This window comes from Streptomyces sp. NPDC002574 (assembly GCF_042889545.1).
Taxonomy (GTDB): Bacteria; Actinomycetota; Actinomycetes; order Streptomycetales; family Streptomycetaceae; genus Actinacidiphila.
The window spans coordinates 106,279-126,593 of the sequence record NZ_JBIARB010000014.1 but is presented as its reverse complement, the minus strand read 5'-3'; the positions used below and the strand labels follow the sequence as shown (position 1 = coordinate 126,593).

Here is a 20,315-nt window from a genome sequence, read left to right as displayed (position 1 = left end):
GCTCACGCTCCGACGGCGACGAGGACGGCGAGGATCACGGAGCCGGCCAGCAGCACGCTGATATAGGTCTGCACATTGCCCGTCTGGGTGCGGCGCACGACCGCGCCGATCAGCCGGGGCAGGCCGCCCGCGCCGCGCACGTAGGTCTCCACGACCTCCCGGTCGAGGAAGCGCACGAGGCCCGAGGCGGCGAGCACGGGGCGGACGAACAGCACCGAGTAGACGGCGTCGAGGCGGAAGCCGTGCGAGGCGGGGCCGAAGAGCGGGCCGAGCAGCAGGCGCCCGGGGTCGGCGGGGTCCTGGGCGGCGGCGACGTCCCCGTAGACCTGCTCGTGCGTCTGCAGCGCGGCGGCCTCGGTGAGGGCGGGCTCCTCCTCGGCGGCCTCGGCGGTCACGAGCGCGCCGAGCGGCGCGCCGCGGCGGGCGGACATCGCCTGCCAGGCGCCGTAGGTGGCGAGCACACCGACGAGGGAGAGGCCAATGCCGAGGATGGACGTCACCAGGGTCGGGGCGAGTTCGTTGCCGTCGAACCAGGCGGGCAGATCCAGGAGGGAGGGCACCAGGGAGACCGCGCCGAAGGCGAGGGTGGGGATGGCCAGCACCCACAGGACCGTGTTCATGACGGCCGGCTCCTTGGCGTGCGCCTCGGGGGCGGCGGGGCCGCGGCCGCGGAAGGCGAGCAGGAAGAGCCGGGTCGCGTAGCCCGCGGTCAGTACGGCGGTGACCAGGGCGGCGATCAGGACCAGCCAGCCGACTCCCGTCGGGACGCCCTTGGCGTGGCCGGAGGAGGCGTGCTCGGCGGCACGCAGCACGGACTCCTTGGAGAAGAAGCCGGAGAAGGGAGGGATCGCGGCCAGGGCCGCCAGGGCGATGCCCATCGTCCACATGGCGTCCGGTGCGCGCTTGCCGATGTCGCTCATGCGGGACATCGCGGCGAGCGAGTTGGTGCCCGCGGCGTGGATGACCACGCCCGCGGCGAGGAAGAGCAGAGCCTTGAAGGCAGCGTGCGACAGGAGGTGGAAGACGGCGGCGCCGCGGTCGCCGACGGCGAGGGCGCCGGCCATGTAGCCGAGCTGGCCGATCGTGGAGTACGCCAGGACGCGCTTGATGTCGTCCTGCGCGAACGCCGCGAGCCCCGAGCCGATCATGGTGACGGCGGCCATCACCGCGAGCACGGTGAGCACCGCGGCCGACGTCTCGAAGACCGGCAGCAGCCGGGCGACGAGGTAGATGCCGGCGGCGACCATCGTGGCGGCGTGGATCAGCGCCGACACCGGCGTCGGGCCGGCCATGGCGTCCGGCAGCCAGGTGTGCAGCGGGAACTGCGCGGACTTTCCCGCCACACCGGCGAGCAGCAGCAGGCCGATCACCGTCGGGTGGGCGAGGCCGCCGTGGGTCGCCGCGGTGAGGATGCCGTTGATCCGGAACGTCCCGGCGTCGGCGGCCAGCGCGAAGACGCCGATCAGGAAGGGGACGTCGCCGAGCTTGGTGACCAGGAAGGCCTTGAGGGAGGCGGCGCGGGCGACCTCGGTCTCCCAGTAGTGGCCGACCAGGAAGTACGAGCAGATGCCCATGATCTCCCAGCCCACCAGCAGCACCATCAGGTCGCCCGTGTAGACGACCAGGAACATGGCGGCGGTGAAGAGGGAGACCAGCGCGGAGTAGGAGGCGTAGCGCGGGTCGTCGCGCAGGTAGCCGGTGGAGTACAGCTGCACGCAGGTCGCGACCAGCCCGACGAGCACGGCGATGAGCACCGAGAAGCCGTCGAGGTGCAGGGCGAGGTCGATGGGCACCGAGCCGGTCGGCGTCAGCCGGGTGGCCGCGTCGGTGGCGGCGCCGCTGCCCTGGCGCGTCGCGACGATCACGGCGAGCACGAAGGCGGTCGCCGTCGGCAGGACGGCCAGCGGCCGGACGAAGCCGGGCGCGGTGCGGCCGAGCAGCAGCGCGCCGGCGGCACCGAGGAAGGGCAGGAGGGGGACGAGGACGGCGAGGGTCGTCAGGGTCACGCGGCGGCCTCGGCGTTCTTCTCGGGCGTCTCGGGTGCGGCGGTGGACACGCCCCCATCGTCCTCGCCGTCCCCCGCGGCGAGTTCGGTGAGCCGGTCGATGTCCGAGGTGCCCCGGTTGCGGTACACGAGCAGGACGATGGCGAGCCCGATGCCGATCTCGGCGGCGGCGATGACGATGACGAAGAGCGTCAGCGCCTGCCCCGCGTGCAGTGTGTCGCGCAGCCACACGTCGAAGGCGACCAGATTGAGGTTGACCGCGTTCAGCATCAGCTCGACCGACATCAGGACGAGGATCGCGTTGCGCCGGGCCAGGACCCCGTACAGGCCGACGGAGAAGAGCAGGACGGCCAGGACGGCGGGATAGGCGAGATGCATCAGCACTCCCCGGGCTGCTGACGGGACTGCTTGCGGGACAGCACGATGGCGCCGACCAGGGCGGCCAGCAGGAGCACCGACAGCGCCTCGAAGGGCAGCACCCAGTGCCGGAAGAGGATCTGCCCGGTGACCTCGGTGGAGCCCTGCACACCGTGGTCCACGTCGATCCAGGTGGCCCGGAAGGCGTCGACGACCAGCCACACCAAGGTGCCGGCGGACGCGATCGCGACGGTCAGTGCGGCGATCCGGTTGCCCGAATCGGCGTCCGGGGAGGGCCCGATGGGCGCCTTGGTGAGCATCAGGCCGAACAGGACGAGGACGACCACGGAGCCGACGTAGATCAGCACCTGCACCCAGGCGATGAACTCGGCGGTGAGCAGGAGGTATTCGACGGCGACCCCACCGAGCGCGACCACCAGCCACAGGGCGGCGTGCACCAGGTGCTTGGTGGTGACGCTGACCACGGCCGCGGCGAGGGTGGCGATGCCGACGAGCACGAAGACGATCTCGACGCCCGTCGGGGACAGGAAGCCCGGGTGGGCCGCTGCGGAGAGGTTCACGCGTCGCCCTCCGCCTGCTGCGCGGCGGCCGCGGCCTTCTCGGCGGCCTTGCGCGCCGCGCCCAGTTCCTTGGGCTCCTCGGCGGCGGGGTCGAGCGGCGGCGGGGCGGGCACCGTCCACATCCACTCGCGCAGCTTGTCGCGCTCGTGGGTGAGGTCGAGGATGTCGGTCTCCGCGTACTCGAACTCCGGCGACCAGAAGAGCGCGTCGAAGGGGCACACCTCGATGCAGATGCCGCAGTACATGCAGAGCGAGAAGTCGATGGCGAAGCGGTCGAGCACATTGCGGCTGCGCTCGCGGCCGCCGGGCGCGGCGGCCGGCATCGTCTCCTTGTGGGAGTCGATGTAGATGCACCAGTCGGGGCACTCGCGCGCGCAGAGCATGCAGACCGTGCAGTTCTCCTCGAACAGCGCGATCACGCCGCGGCTGCGCGGCGGGAGTTCGGGCTGCGCCTCCGGGTACTGCGCGGTGTGCGAACGCCGCGTCATGGTGCGGAGGGTGACGGCCAGGCCCTTGGCCAGGCCGGAACCGGGGATGCCCATCAGGAGGTCACCACCTTCACCACGCCGGTGAGCGCGATCTGGGCGAGGGCGAGCGGGATGAGGAAGGTCCAGGCGAAGCGCTGCAGCTGGTCCTCGCGCATACGGGGGTAGGTGACCCGCAGCCAGATGACGACGAAGGCCAGCAGACCGGTCTTGACCAGGGTCCACAGCCAGCCGAGGCTGTCGGACCACGGGCCGTGCCAGCCGCCCAGGAACAGGACGGTGGTCAGCCCGCACAGCACGACGATGCCCGCGTACTCGGCGAGCAGGAACAGCGCGAACCGCAGGCCCGTGTACTCGGTGTACGCCCCGAAGATGATCTCCGAGTCGGCCACCGGCATGTCGAACGGCGGCCGCTGCAGCTCCGCCAGGCCCGCGGTGAAGAAGACGACGGCGCCGATCAGCTGCCACGGCGTCCACCACCACTGGTACGCCTCCACGATGCCGGGCAGCGAGAGCGTCCCGGCGGCCATGGCGACGGACGCGGCGGCCAGCAGCATCGGCAGTTCGTACGACATCAGCTGCGCGGCGGTCCGCAGGCCGCCGAGCAGGGAGAACTTGTTGGCCGACGCCCAGCCCGCCATGAGCGAGCCCAGGACACCGACGCCCATCACGGCCAGCACGAAGAACAGGCCGGCGTCGATGGTCTGGCCCACGAGGCCGTTCGGGCCGAGCGGGATCGCGACGAGGACGAGGAGGTAGGGCAGCAGCGCGACGGCCGGCGCCAGTTGGAAGACCTTGCGGTCGGCGTCGGCCGGGACCACGTCCTCCTTCTGCGCGAACTTCACGCCGTCGGCGACGAGTTGCGCCCAGCCGTGGAAACCGCCCGCGTACATCGGGCCGAGCCGGCCCTGCATGTGGGCCATCACCTTGTGCTCGGTCTGGCCGACGACGAGGGGCAGCACGAGGAAGACCACGAGGACGGCGAGCAGCCGGAGGATCACGTCGAGTGCGTCGCTCACTGGGTGCCGCCTCCTTCTGCCTTGTCGCCGTCGTTGCCCTTCCCGCGACCGGTGTCGTTGCCGTTGCCGTTGCCCTCGGGTTCCGTGGGCTGAACGGGTTCGCTCTCCGGCTCCCCCTCGGCCGCGGCCGGCGCGGGTGCGGGTGCCGGGGTGTCCTGGGGAACGTCCCAGGGGGCGTCAGGGGTGCGCTTGCGGGGCGGCGCGGCGGGGGCGGTCTGACTGACCGAGCCCTCCGTGACGCTGCGGGTACGCCGGGCGGGGCGTTCCCCTGCGGCGGCTCCCGCGGCGGGTCCCGCGGCGGCTGCACCGGCCGCGCCCGTGGCACCGGCCGCGCGCGGGGTGCGGGCGGGACGGGCCGGGGCGGGCGGGAGCTGGCCCTTCAGCGGGCCCCAGTCGTTGGGGTCGGGCACGCCCGGGGGCAGCATCTGGCGGCGCTTGGGCCCGCCGTGCGCCGCTCCCGCCGAGGGCTCGCCCGGTTCCTTGGCTCCCGGCCACGCCTTCGCCACCCGCGCCGCCAGCACGAAGTCCTTGCGCAGCGGGTGCCCCTCGAATCCGTCGGGCAGCAGCAGCGGTGCCAGGTGCGGATGACCGGTGAAACCGACGCCGAACATCTCGTGGGTCTCGCGCTCGTGCCAGGCGGCGCCCGCGTAGATACCGGTCGCGGTCGGCAGCACCGGGGCGTCGTGCGGGACGGTGGTGCGGATGAGCAGCCGACGGACGGAGCCGACGGACGGGGCGACGACGTGGGCGCAGACCCGGAAGCCGGAGCCGGGCTCGTCGACCGCGCTGAGCCAGTCGAAGAAGGTGCAGCCGAGCACGTCACGGGCGGCCTGCAGGGCGCCGGTCCAGGCGCCGGCGGGCACGTCCACGGTGAGCAGCCCGTACGCCTCCTCCACCGTGGCCTCCGGGCCGAAGACCTCGGCGACGGCCGTCGGATCGGTCAGCCGCTCGAAGGGGGTGGTCACTTCGCGGCCTCCCCTGGCGGCGGCGGTGCCTGCACCAGGCCGCTGCGCAGCGCCTCGGCGGACACCTGCGGGGTGCCGCTCTCGGCGTACCGCTCGCCCAGCGACTCGCGGGCGATCTTCTCCTGGAGCTTGAGGATGCCCTGCAGCAGCGCCTCGGGCCGCGGCGGGCAGCCGGGCACGTAGACGTCGACGGGGATGATCTGGTCGACGCCCTTGGTGACGGCGTACGAGTCCCAGTAGGGGCCGCCGCAGTTGGAGCAGGCGCCAAAGGAGATGACGTACTTCGGTTCGGGCATCTGCTCGTACAGGCGCTTGACGGCGGGCGCCATCTTGTCGGTCACCGTGCCCGAGACGATCATGAGGTCGGCCTGGCGCGGGCCCGGCGCGAAGGGGATCACGCCGAGCCGGATGAAGTCGTGCCGGGCCATGGAGGCGGCGATGAACTCGATGGCGCAGCACGCGAGGCCGAAGTTGAAGACCCACAGGCTGTAGCGGCGGCCCCAGTTGAGGACCACCTTCATGGGTTCGGGTGCGAGGCGGGCCAGCGTGCCGAGCCGGCGGGGCTCGGGCAGGTACTGGGGCTCGGGGGTGGTCACGTCCATTGCAGGACCCCCTTCTTCCAAGCGTAGAGCAGGCCGACGGCGAGGAAACCGAGGAAGACGAACATCTCCACCAGCGTCGTGCCGCCGTAGCCGGGAGCCGCGTAGACCGTCGCCCACGGGAAGAGGAAGACCGCGTCGACCGCGAAGATCACGTACAGGAAGGAGTAGACGTAGTAGCGGATCTGGGTGTGCGCCCAGCCCTCGCCGACCGGGTCGACGCCGCACTCGTACGTGAGCATCTTCTCCTGCGTGGGCACGACTGGCCGCAGCAGACGGCCGGCCCCGAAGGCCACGGCCACGAAGAGCACCCCGAGCACCGCGACCAGGCCGACGACCGAGTAGCCGTGGAAGTAGTCCACGTCCGTCCGCCCCTCGTTCTCTCGTCGTTCGTGCGTTGTCCAGCGATCCCGGTGGATCTTTAGACGATCTGTACGAACGGAGTCTAGGCCCTGCCCCAGGCGTCGCAGCCACCCCATCTGAGCGGGGCACGGAGCGGGGTACGGATAACCCCACCTTGTCCCGGCAGGCGCACCCCATGGCGGCGGCCCCCCGTCCGACGGCAGGCTTGCCCCATGACCACCAACTCCCAGCGCGGGGACGCCCCCCTCCCGCCGGCGCGAATCGCCTTCGACCCGGTGACGTGGAAGGAGATCTCGTATCTCCTGACGAACCTGGCGGTCGACCTCGTGGGCTTCGTCTACGTCGTCGTCGTGCTGTCCCTCGGCATCGGCCTGTCGGTCACGGTCGTGGGCCTGCCGCTGCTGGCGCTGGGGCTGGCCGGCTGCCGGCTGCTGGGATGGCTGGAGCGGATCCGGGCCCGCGGGCTGCTCGGGGTGGCGGTGGACGAGCCGCGCCCGCTGCGGCCGGGGCGGATGGGCTTCTTCCCGTGGCTGTGGACCTCACTGAAGGACCCGGTGGCGTGGCGGCACGCGCTGTACTTCCTCGCCCGGCTGCCGTGGGGCATCGCCACCTTCACCATCGCCTTGACCTCGCTGTTCGTGGCGTGGCCGGTGCTGCCGTTCATCGCCCGGGGGCTGGCGAACGCGGACCGGGCGATGGTGCGCGCCCTGCTGTCGCCCTCGGACGAACTGGAGCGGCGCATCGCCGAATTGGAGTCCGACCGGGGCACCGTGGTGGACACTGCCGCCGCCGACCTGCGGCGCATCGAGCGCGACCTGCACGACGGCGCGCAGGCCCGCCTGGTCGCCCTGGCCATGGACCTGGGCCTGGCCAAGGAGAAGCTCCAGGAGGACCCGGAGGCGGCGGCCAGGATGGTCGGCGACGCCCATGGCGAGGTGAAACTCGCCCTCCAGGAACTGCGCGACCTGGCCCGCGGCATCCACCCCGCGGTCCTGACCGACCGCGGCCTGGACGCGGCCCTGTCCTCCGTGGCCGCGCGCTGCACCGTGCCGGTCCAGGTGAGCGTCGACCTGCCGTCCCGGCCGGCGCCCGCCATCGAGGGCATCGCGTACTTCACCGTCTCCGAGCTGCTGCAGAACATCAGCAAGCACAGCGGCGCGGACCATGCCGCGGTGGAGCTGTGGCGGTCCGACGGGCGCCTGATGATCCAGGTGCGGGACGACGGCAGGGGCGGCGCGAGCACCGCGAGCGGCAGCGGTCTTGCCGGGCTCACCGAGCGGCTGGGCTCCGTGGACGGTCTGCTGGTCGTCGACTCCCCTCAGGGCGGCCCCACGACGGTGACGGCCGAGCTGCCCTGGCGCGACCACGACTGACCGCGGGACTGGCCGGCGACCCGGGGGCCGGGGTGGGGTTTTCCCCAGGTCGAAGAGGCCCATCCGCACCATGTGCCGGGGAGTCCGGGGCGGCGAGGCTGAAAGCGTGCACAGACCAGTGGCACAAGGGCACAGGCACACGGAGAAAGGGACGGACGTGACCATGGCATACGGTTTTCCGGAGCCGCGAGAGCACCGGCTGCCCGCGGCGCTGCGAGCGCCGATCGAGGCCCGCACTTGGCGCGAACTCCTCTATCTGCTGCTCAATCTGCCGATGGGCATCATCGGCTTCACCTTCGCCGTGACGATGCTGTCCCTGGGCGCCGGTCTGCTGGTGACCTTCCTCGGCCTGCCGGTCCTCGCGGTGACGCTGGCCGGCTGCCGCGGCCTCGGCATGGTGGAGCGCGAGCGGGCCCGCAAGTGCCTGCACCTGGACGTCGCCGAGCCGGCGCCGCTGCGGCGGCAGCCGGGGCAGGGCTTCATGGCGTGGCTGGGCGGCCAGCTCACCAACGGCACGTCCTGGCGGCACGTCCTCTACTGCTTCGTGCACTTCCCGTGGGGCGTCTTCACCTTCTCCGTGGCCGTCTCCTTCTTCACCTACGGCTGGGGCATGCTCACCTACCCGCTGTGGCGGTGGGTCTTCCCGGCCTACACCGACCAGCCGGGTCTGCAGCTGTACGGGGACGGACACGGCCGCGGCTGGTACCTGGACTCCCCGTTCGAGCTGGCCGCGACCTCCGCGGTGGGGCTGCTGCTGGTGCTGGCCACGCCGTGGCTGATCCGCGGCATGGCCTACGTCGACCGGGGGCTGGTCGCCGGGCTGCTCGGCCCGTCCCGGCTGGCCAGCCGTGTCACGGAGCTGGAGTCCGACCGCGGCGTGGTCGTGGACACCGCCGCCGCCGACCTGCGGCGCATCGAGCGCGACCTGCACGACGGCGCGCAGGCCCGCCTGGTGGCCCTGGCCATGGACCTGGGCCTGGCCAAGGAGAAGCTCCACGAGGACCCGGAGGCCGCCGCGACCATGGTCGAGGAGGCGCACGGCGAGGTGAAACTCGCCCTCCAGGAACTGCGCGACCTGGCCCGCGGCATCCACCCCGCGGTCCTCACCGACCGCGGCCTGGACGCGGCGCTGTCCTCGCTGGCCGCGCGCTGCACCGTGCCGGTCCAGGTGAGCGTGGACCTGCCGGGCCGCCCGGTGCCGGCGATCGAGGGCATCGCGTACTTCACCGTCTCCGAGCTGCTGCAGAACATCAGCAAGCACAGCGGGGCCTCGCGGGCGACCGTCGACCTGTGGCGCTCCGGTGACCGGCTGATGATCCACGTCGTCGACAACGGCCGCGGCGGCGCGAGCACCGCCGCCGGGTCGGGTCTGGCCGGTCTCGCCGAGCGGCTGGGCGCGGTGGACGGCGTGCTGGCCGTGGACTCCCCGGCCGGCGGCCCGACGACCGTGGCCGCGGAACTGCCCTGGCGCACCTGAGCGACGATCCGGTCCCCCGCCCTCCCCGGCGCGGCAAGGCCGTGTGCCTTCCGCCGGAAGCTGGAATGCTGGGGAGGGACACGTCGACGTCGACCTGGGGGCCGGAAGCGTGGAGGACAGAGTGCGTGTGGTCATCGCCGAGGATTCGGTGCTGCTGCGGGAGGGGCTGACCCGTCTGCTGACCGACCGGGGGCACGACGTCGTGGCGGGCGTGGGGGACGCCGAGGCGCTGCTGAAGGTGATCGCGGAGCTCGCGGCGGAGGGCGCGCTGCCCGACGTCGTCGTCGCCGACGTGCGGATGCCGCCCACCCACACCGACGAGGGTGTGCGGGCGGCGGTGCGACTGCGCCGCGACCACCCGGGGCTGGGTGTGCTCGTGCTGTCGCAGTATGTGGAGGAGCAGTACGCCACCGAGCTCCTGGCGGGAAGCAGCCGCGGCGTCGGCTACCTGCTCAAGGACCGGGTGGCCGACGTCCGGGAGTTCGTCGACGCCGTGGTCAGGGTGGCTGCGGGCGGCACCGCGCTGGACCCGGAGGTGGTGGCCCAGCTGCTGGGCCGCAGCCGCAAGCAGGACGTGCTGACCGGGCTGACGCCGCGCGAGCGCGAGGTGCTGGGGCTGATGGCCGAGGGGCGGACGAACTCCGCGATCGCCAAGCAGCTCGTGGTGAGCGACGGGGCGGTGGAGAAGCACGTGAGCAACATCTTCCTGAAGCTGGGACTGGCGCCCAGCGTCGGGGACCACCGGCGTGTGCTGGCCGTGCTGACGTACCTGAACTCGTAGCCTGCTGACATATTGTCAGATCCGGTCGCGGGTGCGCGGAACTATGGGGAGGACGCCAGGCGTCCCCGCGCGTGGGGCCTGCGTGTCCCGCGCGGATTTCACCCTGTGGGAACACCCGGGAAGGCGACCCTTACCCACGTACGATGGCGCGTGGGACAAAAGGTCACGGCTCCGGCCGTGTGCCGCCGCCTGAAGGAGGTCCGTTTCAGTGACCAGCCAGGTCAGCAGCGCGTCAGGCACCGATCAGCCCGTTCTGGGTGAGCAGCGGAAACCCGCCAAGGAGACCAGGAAACTCGACCGGGTCGTCATCCGTTTCGCGGGGGACTCCGGCGACGGCATGCAGCTCACGGGGGACCGGTTCACCTCGGAGACGGCGTCGTTCGGCAACGATCTCTCGACACTGCCGAACTTCCCCGCCGAGATCAGGGCGCCCGCAGGCACCCTGCCGGGCGTCTCGAGCTTCCAGCTGCACTTCGCCGACCACGACATCCTCACCCCGGGTGACGCCCCGAACGTGCTGGTCGCGATGAACCCGGCGGCACTGAAGGCGAACATCGGCGACCTGCCGCGCGGCGCCGAGATCATCGTCAACACCGATGAATTCACCACCCGCGCGATGACGAAGGTCGGCTACGCCGCCTCCCCCCTGGAGGACGACTCGCTGTCGGCCTACGCGGTGCACCCGGTGCCGCTGACCACCTTGACGGTGGAAGCACTCAAGGACTACCCGCTGACCCGCAAGGAGGCCGAGCGCAGCAAGAACATGTTCGCGCTCGGACTGCTCTCGTGGATGTACCACCGGCCCACCGAGGGCACGGAGGACTTCCTGCGCAAGAAGTTCGCGAAGAAGCCCGAGCTCGCCGAGGCCAATGTCGCCGCCTTCCGTGCGGGCTGGAACTTCGGCGAGACCACCGAGGACTTCGCGGTCAGCTACGAGGTGGCCCCGGCGGAGCAGGCCTTCCCGGCCGGCACGTACCGCAACATCTCCGGGAACCTGGCCCTGTCCTACGGCCTGGTCGCCGCGAGCCGCCAGGCCGACCTGCCGCTGTTCCTGGGCTCGTACCCGATCACCCCGGCCTCGGACATCCTGCACGAGCTGAGCAAGCACAAGAACTTCGGTGTGCGCACCTTCCAGGCCGAGGACGAGATCGCCGGCATCGGCGCGGCGCTCGGCGCGGCCTTCGGCGGCTCGCTGGCCGTCACCACGACCTCCGGCCCCGGTGTGGCGCTGAAGTCGGAGACGATCGGCCTGGCGGTGTCGCTGGAACTGCCGCTGCTGGTGATCGACATCCAGCGCGGCGGGCCCTCGACGGGCCTGCCGACCAAGACCGAGCAGGCCGACCTGCTGCAGGCGATGTACGGCCGCAACGGCGAGGCGCCGGTGCCCATCGTGGCCCCCAGCACCCCCGGCGACTGCTTCGACGCCGCCCTGGAGGCGGCCCGGATCGCCCTGACGTACCGGACGCCGGTCCTGCTGCTCTCCGACGGCTACCTGGCCAACGGCTCCGAGCCCTGGCGCGTCCCGGAACTGGACGAACTGCCGGATCTGCGCGTGCAGTTCGCCACCACGCCCAACCACCTGGCCGAGGACGGCACCGAGGAGTTCTGGCCCTACCAGCGCGATCCCGAGACCCTGGCCCGCCCCTGGGCGGTGCCGGGCACACCGGGGCTGGAGCACCGGATCGGCGGCATCGAGAAGCAGGACGGCACGGGTCACATCTCCTACGACCCGGCCAACCACGACCACATGGTGCGCACCCGGCAGGCCAAGATCGACGGCATCGAGGTGCCGGACGTCGCCGTGGACGACCCCGGCGGCGCCGCGCGCACCCTGGTCGTCGGCTGGGGCTCGACGTACGGGCCGATCACGGCGGCCGTACGGCGCATCAGGGGCGCGGGGGGCGCGGTCGCGCAGGCCCATCTGCGCCATCTGAACCCCTTCCCGGGGAATCTCGGTGAGGTCCTGAAGCGTTACGACAAGGTGGTGGTGCCGGAGATGAACCTCGGCCAGCTCGCCCACCTGCTCCGGGCGAAGTACCTGGTCGACGCCCGCTCCCACACCCAGGTCACCGGTCTTCCGTTCAAGGCCGAGCAGCTTGCTGCCGCCATCCAGGAGGAGAGTGCGGATGTCTGAGGCTCCTGCCGTCGACCACCCGGGCCCGGGGCTGCCGGCGCTCGCACTGGTTCCCAAGGCCGACGCCAAGCAGTCCATGAAGGACTTCAAGTCGGACCAGGAAGTGCGCTGGTGCCCCGGATGCGGCGACTACGCGATCCTCGCCGCCGTGCAGGGCTTCATGCCCGAACTGGGCCTGGCCAGGGAGAACATCGTCTTCGTCTCCGGGATCGGCTGCTCCTCCCGCTTCCCGTACTACATGAACACCTACGGGATGCACTCCATCCACGGCCGCGCCCCGGCCATCGCGACCGGGCTCGCCGCCTCGCGGCGCGACCTGTCCGTGTGGGTGGTCACCGGTGACGGCGACGGACTGTCGATCGGCGGCAACCACCTGATCCACGCGCTGCGGCGCAATGTGAACCTGAAGATCCTGCTCTTCAACAACCGGATCTACGGGCTCACCAAGGGCCAGTACAGCCCGACGTCCGAGCTCGGGAAGATCACCAAGTCCACGCCCATGGGTTCGCTGGACGCACCCTTCAACCCGGTGTCGCTGGCAATCGGCGCGGAGGCGTCCTTCGTCGCCCGCACCATCGACTCCGACCGCAAGCACCTCACGAGCGTGCTGCGCGCGGCGGCGGCGCACCCGGGCACCGCGATCGTGGAGATCTACCAGAACTGCAACATCTTCAACGACGGCGCCTTCGAGACGCTCAAGGACCGTGCCACCGCCGAGGAGGCGGTGATCCGCCTGGAGCACGGTCAGCCGGTGCGCTTCGGCGCCGAGGGCAGCAAGGGCGTCGTACGCGACCCCGCCACCGGCGACCTGAAGGTCGTCGAGGTCACCGGCGAGAACGAGGGCGACATCCTGGTGCACGACGCGCACGCCGCGTCGCCCACCACCGCCTTCGCCCTGTCCCGCCTCGCCGACCCCGACACCCTGCACCACACGCCGATCGGGGTGCTCCGCAGCGTCGTCAGACCGGTCTACGACGACCTGATGTCGGAGCAACTGGAGCGCTCCGTCGAGCAGCACGGCAAGGGCGACCTGTCCTCGCTGCTGGCCGGCGGCGACACCTGGACGGTCGTCGGCTGACGCGCCGTTCCCGCTCTCTTCCGGGGCCCGGGCCTGTCGATCAGGCCCGGGCCCCGTCGTACGTCTCGCGGGCCGCCGCGACCTGCTCGGTACGGCTCTCGGCCCACCGGGCCAGGCCCCAGACCTGGTCGGCGGCCTCCTTGCCGAGCGCGGTGAGGGAGTACTCGACGCGCGGCGGGATCACCGGGTAGGCCACGCGGTGCACAAAACCGTCGCGCTCCAGGGTCTGCAGGGTCTGCGCGAGCATCTTCTCGCTGACGCCGCCGACCGTGCGCCGCAGCTCGCTGAAGCGCCGGGTGCCGTCGATGAGCGCGGCCAGCACGAGGACGCCCCACCTGCTGGTGACGTGTTCGAGGATCACGCGCGAGGGGCAGTCGCGGGCGTTCACGTCCGGCTTCCCCAGCACGGCGGCGAGCTGTTCCCTTACGTCCATGCCACTACCTTACCCAAAAGTGGGTACTTTCCCAGAGTTAGTACCCCACCTAGGGTTAGTTCCGCATCCGCACCCAATGGAACCGCCCGACTGGAGTGAACCCCTCATGAGCATCGTCGTCACCGGAGCCACCGGACATCTGGGCCGTCTCGTCATCGACGAACTGCTGGCCGGGGCCGGGACCGAGGCCGGAGTCCCGGCCGACCGGGTCGTGGCCGTCGTGCGCGACGCGGAGAAGGCCTCGGACATCGCCGCGCGCGGTGTGGAGCTGCGGGTCGCCGACTACAGCGCTCCCGACACCCTCAAGGCCGCCTTCGAGGAGGGCGACGTCGTCCTGCTGATCTCCGGCAGCGAGGTCGGGCAGCGGGTCGCCCAGCACACGGCCGTGATCGACGCCGCCAAGGAGGCGGGCGTCGCGCGCCTGGTCTACACCGGCATCCTGGGCGGCCCGAAGGCCGACATCGCGCTCGCGGACGAGCACAAGGCCACCGAGCAGGCGCTGCTCGACTCCGGGCTGACCCACACCCTGCTGCGCAACGGCTGGTACACCGAGAACTACACCGCCCAGATCCCCGTCCACCTGGAGCACGGTGTCGTCGGCAGCGCGGGCGAGGGCCGGGTGGGCACCGCGACCCGCCGCGACTTCGCCGCCGCGGCGGCCGCCGTCCTGACCGGCGAGGGCCACGAGAACAAGACCTACGAGCTCAGCGGCGACCACGCCTGGACGCTCGCCGAGTACGCGGCGGAGCTGTCCCGGCAGTCCGGCCGCACGGTCACCTACACCGACCTGCCCGAGGCGGCGTTCGCGGAGGCCCTCGTCGGCGCCGGCCTGCCCGCGCCGGTCGCCGCGCTCTACGCCGACTGCGACGCCAACGGCATCGCGGCCGGTCAGCTGGAGGGCGGCAGCGGCGACCTGAGCCGGCTGATCGGCCGCCCGACCACGCCGCTCGCGGACACGATCGCGGAGGCACTCCAGGGCTGACGAGGAGGCCCGGGGCCCGGGCCGGCCCCGCGGCGGATTCCCCTCCGGCCGCGGGGCCCGCGCCTCGGCGCACCGTCACCCGCACCATCGGCCCTGCCACCGTCCGCCTGTCATGACCGTCATGCGATACGCAGATGACGAATGAACTCCCCCGCGCTACCTTCGCAGCAGTCGGACGGCGCCCAGGGGAGGAATCGAGTGAGCGAGCAGCGCGCGGGACTGCTGTACGGATTCGCCGCCTACGGCCTGTGGGGGCTCTTCCCCCTCTACTGGCCGCTCCTGGAGCCCGCGGGCGCGGGCGAGATCCTCGCCCACCGCATGGTCTGGTCGCTGGCCGTCGTCTCCCTGATCCTGCTCGCGACGCGCCGCTGGGCCTGGATACCCGAGCTGCTGCGGCAGCCGCGCAAGCTCGCCCTGCTCGCCCTGGCGGCGGCGGTCATCTCGGTCAACTGGGGCCTGTACATCTGGGGCGTCAACAGCGGCCACGTCGTCGAGACCTCGCTCGGCTACTTCATCAACCCCCTGGTCACCATCGGGCTCGGCGTCCTCGTGCTGCACGAGCGGCTGCGGCCCGCGCAGTGGGCGGCGGTCGGCATCGGCGCCACTGCCGTACTGGTGCTGGCCCTCGGCTACGGCCGGCTGCCGTGGATCGCGCTGACACTGGCCTGCTCCTTCGCCACGTACGGCTTCGTGAAGAAGAAGGTCGGCATGGGCGGCCTGGAGTCGCTGGCCGCCGAGACCGCCCTGCAGTTCCTGCCCGCGATGGGCTTCCTGCTGTGGCTGGGCAGCCGGGGCGAGGCCACCTTCGGCTCGCACGGCGCGGGCCACGCCTCCCTGCTGGCGTTGTGCGGCATCGTGACCGCCGTGCCGCTGATCTTCTTCGGCGCCTCCGCGATCCGCATCCCGCTGACCATGATCGGTCTGCTCCAGTACCTCGCGCCGGTCTTCCAGTTCCTGCTCGGCCTGCTCTGGTTCCACGAGGAGATGCCGGCCGAGCGCTGGGCGGGCTTCGCCCTGGTGTGGCTGGCCCTGGCGCTGCTCACCTGGGACGCGCTGCGCACGGCCCACCGGGGACGGATCGCGCTGCGCGACGCGGCCGTGGTGGCCGACGAGGCCGCCCCGCGCGGGGCGGTCGCGAGCTGAACTCCGCCCTCGGCGGGCAGCGGCTCCGGGCCCGCGCGCCGGGACCGAAGCGATGGGCCATCCCTTCGGGTGAATGAAGCACCAGCCCCATTGCGCGCCCCTGCGGGGAACCCATACAACTGGTTCCACATCGAACAGGGGAGCGAATCATGGCGATGCACTGGAAGCTGGTGGTCGACGCGGTCGACCCGCACGGGCAGGCCGCCTTCTGGGCGGCGGCGCTCGACTACGAGACCGAGGACCACAGCGCGCTCATCGAACGACTGCTGGGGGCCGGCGCGGTGACGCAGGACCTGCTCACGGAAGCCGGCGGCCGCAGGGCCTGGCGGGAACTCGCGGCGGTGCGCCACCCCGAGGACCCGTACGAGGAGGAGAGCGGCATGGGACTGGGGCGGCGCATCCTGTTCCAGCACGTACCCGAGTCCAAGACGGTGAAGAACCGGCTGCACATGGACCTCCATCCGGGGCCGGGGCGAATGGACGCCGAGGTCGCACGACTGGAGGGGCTGGGCGCGACCGTGCTGCGGCGGATAAAGGAGCCTTCCGGGGAGTGGGTCACGATGGCCGATCCGGAGGGCAACGAGTTCGACGTCCAGTAGGCCGCGGGCGGCCGATCGGTGCAACCTCCACGCCCTCGCACGGCACCGACGGCCCTCCTGACCGCGCGCCTTGACGCCGGGACGGCCGCGGTGAAAAGGTCTCCATGCATACGCAATTTATGCATGCGCAAGGAGATGACGGGTTGTCGGAGACAGAGCGCACGTTCCTGTTCCTGGTGGGGAGCACTCGCGCCGAGGGGAACACGGAGACGCTGGCGAGGCGGGCCGCCGAGCAGTTGCCTCCCGGGGTGGACCGGTGGTGGGTGCACCTGAGGGATCTGCCGCTGCCGCTCTTCGAGGACCACCGGCACGACGGGGACGGCGTCAGCCCCGCGCCGACCGGGCACGCCGCGACGCTGCTCGACGCCACGTTGCGGGCGACCGACCTGGTGATCGTGTCACCGCTGCACTGGTACACCGTCTCGACCAGCACCAAGCTCTACCTGGACCACTGGTCGGACTGGATGCGGGTACCCGGGCTGGACTTCCTGGAGCGGATGCGCGGCAAGACCATGTGGTCGGTGACCGTGCACGGCGGCCAGGACCCGGCGACGGCGGCGCCCCTGGTGTGCACGCTGCGCCACACCGCGGCGTACGCGGGGATGCGCTGGGGCGGAGCGCTGCTCGGGTACGGGAAACGGCCGGGGGACGTGCTGCGGGACACCGCGGCGCTGGGCCGGGCGAAGGCATTCTTCGCCTGACGACACCCAGGAGGCCGCCGCCCGCCGCGTCAGGCCGTGACGTCGCGGGCGGCGAACCGGGCCCAGGCCGCGGAGCCGAACACGGCGACGTACAGGGCCTGCAGCTCGAAGTTGCTGCGCAGGTCGTCCCAGTAGACCGGGTCGCGGACGAGGTCGGCGAAGCTCAGCCAGTAGTGCGGGAAGAGGTAGGGCTGGATGCCGTGCAGCTGGGGGATCGTGTCCACGATCTGCACGGTGATCAGCAGACCGACGGTGGTCGCCATGGCGGCGATGCCGCTGTTGGTGAGCGTCGAGATGAACAGGCCGAGCGCCGCGATCCCGGTGAGGGAGGCGGCGACGGCCAGGGCGACCAGCAGCGCGCGCAGCAGACCCTCGGAGAAGGACACGCTCGTGCCGGACAGCAGCGTCACATCACCGAGCGGGAACAGCAGCGCGCCGGTGATCAGGGCCGAGGCCGCCACGACGAGGGTCGCCAGCACGCAGAAGGCGAGAACGGAGGCGTATTTGGAGAGCAGGAGCCGGGTGCGCCCGGCCGGGGCGACCAGTAGGTAGCGCAGGGTGCCGGCATTGGCCTCGCCGGCGATGGCGTCGCCCGCGACGACCCCGATCGCCATCGGGAGGAAGAACGGCAAGGTCGCGGCGAGCGAGGTGAAGACCAGGAACAGGCCGTTGTTGGTGATCAGCGCGATGAAGGCGGGGCCGCCGCCCCCGCCTCCCGCGCTCCCGCCGTCGCCGGTCTCGATCTTCACCGCGATGCCGATGAGGACGGGCACCCCGGCAAGGACGGCCAGCAGGGCGAGGGTGCGCCAGCGGCGCAGCACGGTGACCAGCTCGTTGCGGAGCAGTCCGAGCGACCACAGCGGCCGCCGTGCGGTCCCGGCCGCCCCTCCGGCCGCGCGGGCCGCCTTTCCGGCCCTGTCGGCCCTGCCGGCCCCTTCGGGCGGGGTCCCGGCGGCGGTGTCAGCCTGCGACATCGAATCCCTCTCCGGTCAGGGCGACGAACGCGTCCTCCAGTGAGGCGCGTTCGACGCCGAAGCCGCGCACCCGTACGCCGGCCCCGACCAGCGCCGCGTTGAGGTCGGCGAGATCCGGCGCCGTCGACGGGTCGGCCGGCAGCTCGCCGGTGACCCGCTCGCCGTCGGCGGCCAGGCCGGTCACGCCCTGCTCCTTGAGCACGCGCACGGCGTCGGCGGGGTCGGGCGTGGCGACCACCAGCCGGCCGCCCGAGGACAGTGCCTCGACCGGGCCCTGGGTGATCAGCCGGCCGCGGGACATCACGGCGGCGTGCGTGCAGACCTGTTCGATCTCGTCGAGGAGATGGGAGGAGAGGAAGACCGTGGTGCCGTCCGCCGCCAGTTCGCGGACCAGGGCCCTGATCTCCCGCATGCCCTGCGGGTCCAGGCCGTTGGTCGGTTCGTCCAGCACCAGCAGCTCGCGCGGCCGCAGCAGGGCCGCGGCCAGGCCGAGCCGCTGCTTCATCCCGAGCGAGTACGCGCGCGCCTTCTTGCCCGCCGCCGCGGACAGCCCGACGCGCTCCAGTGCCTCGCCGACTCGGGACCCGCGGCTGCGCGGGTCGGCGGTCGGGTCGGCCGAGTCGAAGCGCAGCAGGTTGTCCCGGCCGGACAGGAAGCCGTACAGGGCCGGGCCCTCGATCAGCGCGCCGACCCGGGGCAGCACGCTGCGCACGGCGCGGGGCATGGACTCGCCCAGCACCCGCGCCGTGCCGGAGGTCGGCTCGATCAGGCCCATCAGCATGCGGATCGTGGTCGTCTTCCCGGAGCCGTTGGGCCCCAGGAAGCCGAACACGCTGCCGCGCGGGACGGTCAGGTCGAGGCCGTCGACGGCGAGTTGCCCACCGCGGTACCGCTTGGTGAGTCCGCTCGTGGAGATCGCGTCCTCACGGGCGTCGGCGGACGGTTCTCCCATCGGCGCTCCCTCGCTCGCTGACCTGCTCGCTGAACGTGGCTTACTTCGCCCCGGCGTTGGCGGCCTTGATCAGGGCGTCCTGGTTCACGGTGCCCACGTAGACCTTGCCGCTGTCGGTGATCAGGGCGTTGACCAGGCGGGTGCCGACGACCGTGCCGGTGCCGAAGTCGCCCTTGACGTCCTTGCCGAAGGAACTGAGCAGCGACGGACCCTCCAAGCCCTGACTCTCGCCCTCGCCCTTGCCGGGACCCTGGTTCAGCGCGTCCTTCGGCAGCTGGAGCTCGGCGATCGAGTCCCAGCCCTTGCCCAGGACGTCGACGCCGCCGAGCCCGTCGAGGCCGGAGAGCTCGCCGGGCGCCGGGTGGGTGCCGTGCGCGCCGTCCGCGGCGTGCTCGCCCGCCTTCTCCGTGGTCACCTTGGCGCCCTTGGGCGGGGTGAAGTCGAAGGTGGCGGCCGTGGGCTTGGCGAAGTCCACCTTCGTGAAGGCGACATCGACGATGGCCTTGCCGCCGCCCTTGGGCGCCAGCGTGAACTTCAGGGGCACGCCGGTGGCGGAGTCGACCGCGATCCGGACGGAGCCGACCGTGGAGTCCTCGGCCTTGGGCGTGATCACCAGCTGGTAGGCGCTGCGGCCCGCGACACGGGCCGTGCCGTCCACCGACACCGAAGTGGTGTCGTCCACCGCGTCCAGGAGCTGCTTGGCGGCTCCCTGCGGGCTGGTGGGCCAGCCCTCGGGCAGCTTGTGCTCGCCCTTGTCCTTGGCGGCGCCCCGCTCCTGCGGCACATCGGTGAGGTGGTAGGCCGAGTTGGTGGCGCTGTCGTAGGCCCAGACCTCGTCGCCGTTGTGGATGACGCTGTACTCGGCGGCGTCCTGGACGATGGAGACCTTCTGCCGGTCGGGGCCGTCGCCCGCGATGTGCAGCGTGTGGGAGCCGGCCAGGAGCTGCGGCAGCTGCTCCTGGGGTTCGGCGGAGGAAGCGTCCCCGCCGCGGCTCTCGCCGCGTCCGCCGCCGCCGAAGGGGCCGGCGGAGCCGCCCGCCCCGTTCATGAAGGACGGGAGCCCGAAGTCGGTGGTGATCCGGACGGAACCGGAGACCGTCTGGGTGTCCGAGGCCGCGATCTTGGCGATCAGCTCCTCGGCGGTGATCTTCGGCAACTCGGGGCTGCCCGCGCTCGCGAGCGCGGGTACGAGCCCGATGGTGGCCGCGGCGGCGCCGGCCGCCAGGACCGGAACCGCGTAACGTATCGCCTTGGTCCGGCGCCGGCGGTCCCGGTCGTCGTCCAAGGGCTGGATCGGTGCCATTACGTCCCTAC

General features: G+C 71.9%; 21 protein-coding genes. 9 read left to right on the top strand and 12 right to left on the bottom strand.

Annotated elements, in window-relative coordinates:
• Window positions 1-2: 2 nt before the first annotated feature.
• The 8 genes from ACFYXS_RS30975 to ACFYXS_RS30940 are packed head-to-tail and all read right to left on the bottom strand — an operon-like array spanning window position 3 to window position 6,373.
• Window positions 3-2,006 carry an NADH-quinone oxidoreductase subunit L gene (locus ACFYXS_RS30975; protein ID WP_389254160.1) on the bottom strand — a complete coding sequence of 668 codons (2,004 nt, stop codon included), beginning with the start codon at window positions 2,004-2,006 and terminating at the stop codon, window positions 3-5.
• Entirely contained in the window at window positions 2,003-2,383 is a 381-nt protein-coding gene (gene nuoK / locus ACFYXS_RS30970; RefSeq protein ID WP_389254158.1) for an NADH-quinone oxidoreductase subunit NuoK, read from the bottom strand. The genes ACFYXS_RS30975 and nuoK overlap by 4 nt, the downstream gene beginning before the upstream one ends.
• Window positions 2,383-2,943 (bottom strand): NADH-quinone oxidoreductase subunit J, encoded by a 561-nt coding sequence (locus ACFYXS_RS30965; RefSeq protein WP_389254156.1) that lies wholly within the window; start codon window positions 2,941-2,943, stop codon window positions 2,383-2,385. The genes nuoK and ACFYXS_RS30965 overlap by 1 nt, the downstream gene beginning before the upstream one ends.
• Window positions 2,940-3,485 (bottom strand): NuoI/complex I 23 kDa subunit family protein, encoded by a 546-nt coding sequence (locus ACFYXS_RS30960; protein ID WP_389254154.1) that lies wholly within the window; start codon window positions 3,483-3,485, stop codon window positions 2,940-2,942. The genes ACFYXS_RS30965 and ACFYXS_RS30960 overlap by 4 nt, the downstream gene beginning before the upstream one ends.
• Window positions 3,485-4,447: an NADH-quinone oxidoreductase subunit NuoH gene (nuoH, locus tag ACFYXS_RS30955; RefSeq protein ID WP_389254152.1), complete on the bottom strand. Its 963-nt coding sequence runs from the start codon at window positions 4,445-4,447 to the stop codon at window positions 3,485-3,487. The genes ACFYXS_RS30960 and nuoH overlap by 1 nt, the downstream gene beginning before the upstream one ends.
• On the bottom strand, window positions 4,444-5,412 hold the full coding sequence (locus ACFYXS_RS30950; RefSeq protein ID WP_389254150.1) for an NADH-quinone oxidoreductase subunit C: 969 nt from the start codon (window positions 5,410-5,412) through the stop codon (window positions 4,444-4,446). The genes nuoH and ACFYXS_RS30950 overlap by 4 nt, the downstream gene beginning before the upstream one ends.
• Window positions 5,409-6,014 (bottom strand): NADH-quinone oxidoreductase subunit B, encoded by a 606-nt coding sequence (locus tag ACFYXS_RS30945; protein ID WP_389254148.1) that lies wholly within the window; start codon window positions 6,012-6,014, stop codon window positions 5,409-5,411. Before ACFYXS_RS30945 ends, ACFYXS_RS30950 begins: the two co-directional genes overlap by 4 nt.
• Window positions 6,005-6,373: an NADH-quinone oxidoreductase subunit A gene (locus tag ACFYXS_RS30940; RefSeq protein WP_389254146.1), complete on the bottom strand. Its 369-nt coding sequence runs from the start codon at window positions 6,371-6,373 to the stop codon at window positions 6,005-6,007. The genes ACFYXS_RS30945 and ACFYXS_RS30940 overlap by 10 nt, the downstream gene beginning before the upstream one ends.
• Before the next feature lie 213 nt (window positions 6,374-6,586).
• Between ACFYXS_RS30940 and ACFYXS_RS30935 the strand changes: the two genes are divergently transcribed.
• From ACFYXS_RS30935 to ACFYXS_RS30915, 5 genes are all read left to right on the top strand, one after another.
• On the top strand, window positions 6,587-7,747 hold the full coding sequence (locus ACFYXS_RS30935) for a sensor histidine kinase (protein ID WP_389254144.1): 1,161 nt from the start codon (window positions 6,587-6,589) through the stop codon (window positions 7,745-7,747).
• Window positions 7,748-7,910: 163 nt separating this feature from the next.
• Window positions 7,911-9,224 (top strand): sensor histidine kinase, encoded by a 1,314-nt coding sequence (locus ACFYXS_RS30930; protein WP_389254142.1) that lies wholly within the window; start codon window positions 7,911-7,913, stop codon window positions 9,222-9,224.
• A gap of 121 nt (window positions 9,225-9,345) precedes the next feature.
• Complete coding sequence (locus tag ACFYXS_RS30925) at window positions 9,346-10,005, top strand: LuxR C-terminal-related transcriptional regulator (protein ID WP_389254140.1); 660 nt, start codon at window positions 9,346-9,348, stop codon at window positions 10,003-10,005.
• A gap of 208 nt (window positions 10,006-10,213) precedes the next feature.
• Complete coding sequence (locus ACFYXS_RS30920; RefSeq protein WP_389254137.1) at window positions 10,214-12,139, top strand: 2-oxoacid:acceptor oxidoreductase subunit alpha; 1,926 nt, start codon at window positions 10,214-10,216, stop codon at window positions 12,137-12,139.
• Window positions 12,132-13,217 (top strand): 2-oxoacid:ferredoxin oxidoreductase subunit beta, encoded by a 1,086-nt coding sequence (locus ACFYXS_RS30915; RefSeq protein ID WP_389254135.1) that lies wholly within the window; start codon window positions 12,132-12,134, stop codon window positions 13,215-13,217. The genes ACFYXS_RS30920 and ACFYXS_RS30915 overlap by 8 nt, the downstream gene beginning before the upstream one ends.
• 40 nt (window positions 13,218-13,257) lie before the next feature.
• On the opposite strand, the gene ACFYXS_RS30910 is transcribed toward ACFYXS_RS30915, so the two are convergent.
• Complete coding sequence (locus ACFYXS_RS30910; protein WP_389254133.1) at window positions 13,258-13,650, bottom strand: winged helix-turn-helix transcriptional regulator; 393 nt, start codon at window positions 13,648-13,650, stop codon at window positions 13,258-13,260.
• 106 nt (window positions 13,651-13,756) lie between these two features.
• Between ACFYXS_RS30910 and ACFYXS_RS30905 the strand changes: the two genes are divergently transcribed.
• The 4 genes from ACFYXS_RS30905 to ACFYXS_RS30890 all read left to right on the top strand — a co-directional run bounded on the left by ACFYXS_RS30905 (window position 13,757) and on the right by ACFYXS_RS30890 (window position 17,075).
• Window positions 13,757-14,632: an SDR family oxidoreductase gene (locus ACFYXS_RS30905; RefSeq protein ID WP_389254130.1), complete on the top strand. Its 876-nt coding sequence runs from the start codon at window positions 13,757-13,759 to the stop codon at window positions 14,630-14,632.
• 141 nt (window positions 14,633-14,773) lie between these two features.
• A complete protein-coding gene (gene rarD / locus ACFYXS_RS30900) occupies window positions 14,774-15,775 on the top strand; it encodes an EamA family transporter RarD (RefSeq protein ID WP_389254128.1) in 1,002 nt (333 codons plus the stop codon).
• Window positions 15,776-15,930: 155 nt separating this feature from the next.
• Complete coding sequence (locus tag ACFYXS_RS30895) at window positions 15,931-16,374, top strand: VOC family protein (RefSeq protein WP_389254382.1); 444 nt, start codon at window positions 15,931-15,933, stop codon at window positions 16,372-16,374.
• 143 nt (window positions 16,375-16,517) lie between these two features.
• Window positions 16,518-17,075: an NAD(P)H-dependent oxidoreductase gene (locus ACFYXS_RS30890; RefSeq protein ID WP_389254123.1), complete on the top strand. Its 558-nt coding sequence runs from the start codon at window positions 16,518-16,520 to the stop codon at window positions 17,073-17,075.
• Window positions 17,076-17,104: 29 nt separating this feature from the next.
• Here ACFYXS_RS30890 and ACFYXS_RS30885 read toward each other — a convergent pair whose 3' ends face one another.
• Genes ACFYXS_RS30885 through ACFYXS_RS30875 form a run of 3 tightly spaced genes read right to left on the bottom strand, consistent with a single transcriptional unit; the run spans window position 17,105 to window position 20,304 of the window.
• Window positions 17,105-18,049 carry an ABC transporter permease gene (locus ACFYXS_RS30885; protein WP_389254121.1) on the bottom strand — a complete coding sequence of 315 codons (945 nt, stop codon included), beginning with the start codon at window positions 18,047-18,049 and terminating at the stop codon, window positions 17,105-17,107.
• Window positions 18,036-19,001, bottom strand: a complete 966-nt coding sequence (locus ACFYXS_RS30880) for an ABC transporter ATP-binding protein (RefSeq protein WP_389254119.1) — start codon at window positions 18,999-19,001, stop codon at window positions 18,036-18,038. Before ACFYXS_RS30880 ends, ACFYXS_RS30885 begins: the two co-directional genes overlap by 14 nt.
• Before the next feature lie 40 nt (window positions 19,002-19,041).
• On the bottom strand, window positions 19,042-20,304 hold the full coding sequence (locus tag ACFYXS_RS30875) for an outer membrane lipoprotein carrier protein LolA (RefSeq protein ID WP_389254117.1): 1,263 nt from the start codon (window positions 20,302-20,304) through the stop codon (window positions 19,042-19,044).
• Between the last annotated feature and the right edge of the window lie 11 nt (window positions 20,305-20,315).

Coding starts and splice junctions, on each gene's coding strand:
- ACFYXS_RS30905 (WP_389254130.1), top strand. CDS start 13,757: ATGAGCATCGTCGTCACCGGAGCCACCGGACATCTGGGCCGTCTCGTC.
- ACFYXS_RS30930 (WP_389254142.1), top strand. CDS start 7,911: ATGGCATACGGTTTTCCGGAGCCGCGAGAGCACCGGCTGCCCGCGGCG.
- rarD (WP_389254128.1), top strand. CDS start 14,774: ATGAACTCCCCCGCGCTACCTTCGCAGCAGTCGGACGGCGCCCAGGGG.
- ACFYXS_RS30910 (WP_389254133.1), bottom strand. CDS start 13,650: ATGGACGTAAGGGAACAGCTCGCCGCCGTGCTGGGGAAGCCGGACGTG.
- ACFYXS_RS30885 (WP_389254121.1), bottom strand. CDS start 18,049: ATGTCGCAGGCTGACACCGCCGCCGGGACCCCGCCCGAAGGGGCCGGC.
- ACFYXS_RS30935 (WP_389254144.1), top strand. CDS start 6,587: ATGACCACCAACTCCCAGCGCGGGGACGCCCCCCTCCCGCCGGCGCGA.
- nuoK (WP_389254158.1), bottom strand. CDS start 2,383: ATGCATCTCGCCTATCCCGCCGTCCTGGCCGTCCTGCTCTTCTCCGTC.
- ACFYXS_RS30895 (WP_389254382.1), top strand. CDS start 15,931: ATGCACTGGAAGCTGGTGGTCGACGCGGTCGACCCGCACGGGCAGGCC.
- ACFYXS_RS30915 (WP_389254135.1), top strand. CDS start 12,132: ATGTCTGAGGCTCCTGCCGTCGACCACCCGGGCCCGGGGCTGCCGGCG.
- ACFYXS_RS30945 (WP_389254148.1), bottom strand. CDS start 6,014: ATGGACGTGACCACCCCCGAGCCCCAGTACCTGCCCGAGCCCCGCCGG.
- ACFYXS_RS30960 (WP_389254154.1), bottom strand. CDS start 3,485: ATGGGCATCCCCGGTTCCGGCCTGGCCAAGGGCCTGGCCGTCACCCTC.
- ACFYXS_RS30880 (WP_389254119.1), bottom strand. CDS start 19,001: ATGGGAGAACCGTCCGCCGACGCCCGTGAGGACGCGATCTCCACGAGC.
- ACFYXS_RS30875 (WP_389254117.1), bottom strand. CDS start 20,304: ATGGCACCGATCCAGCCCTTGGACGACGACCGGGACCGCCGGCGCCGG.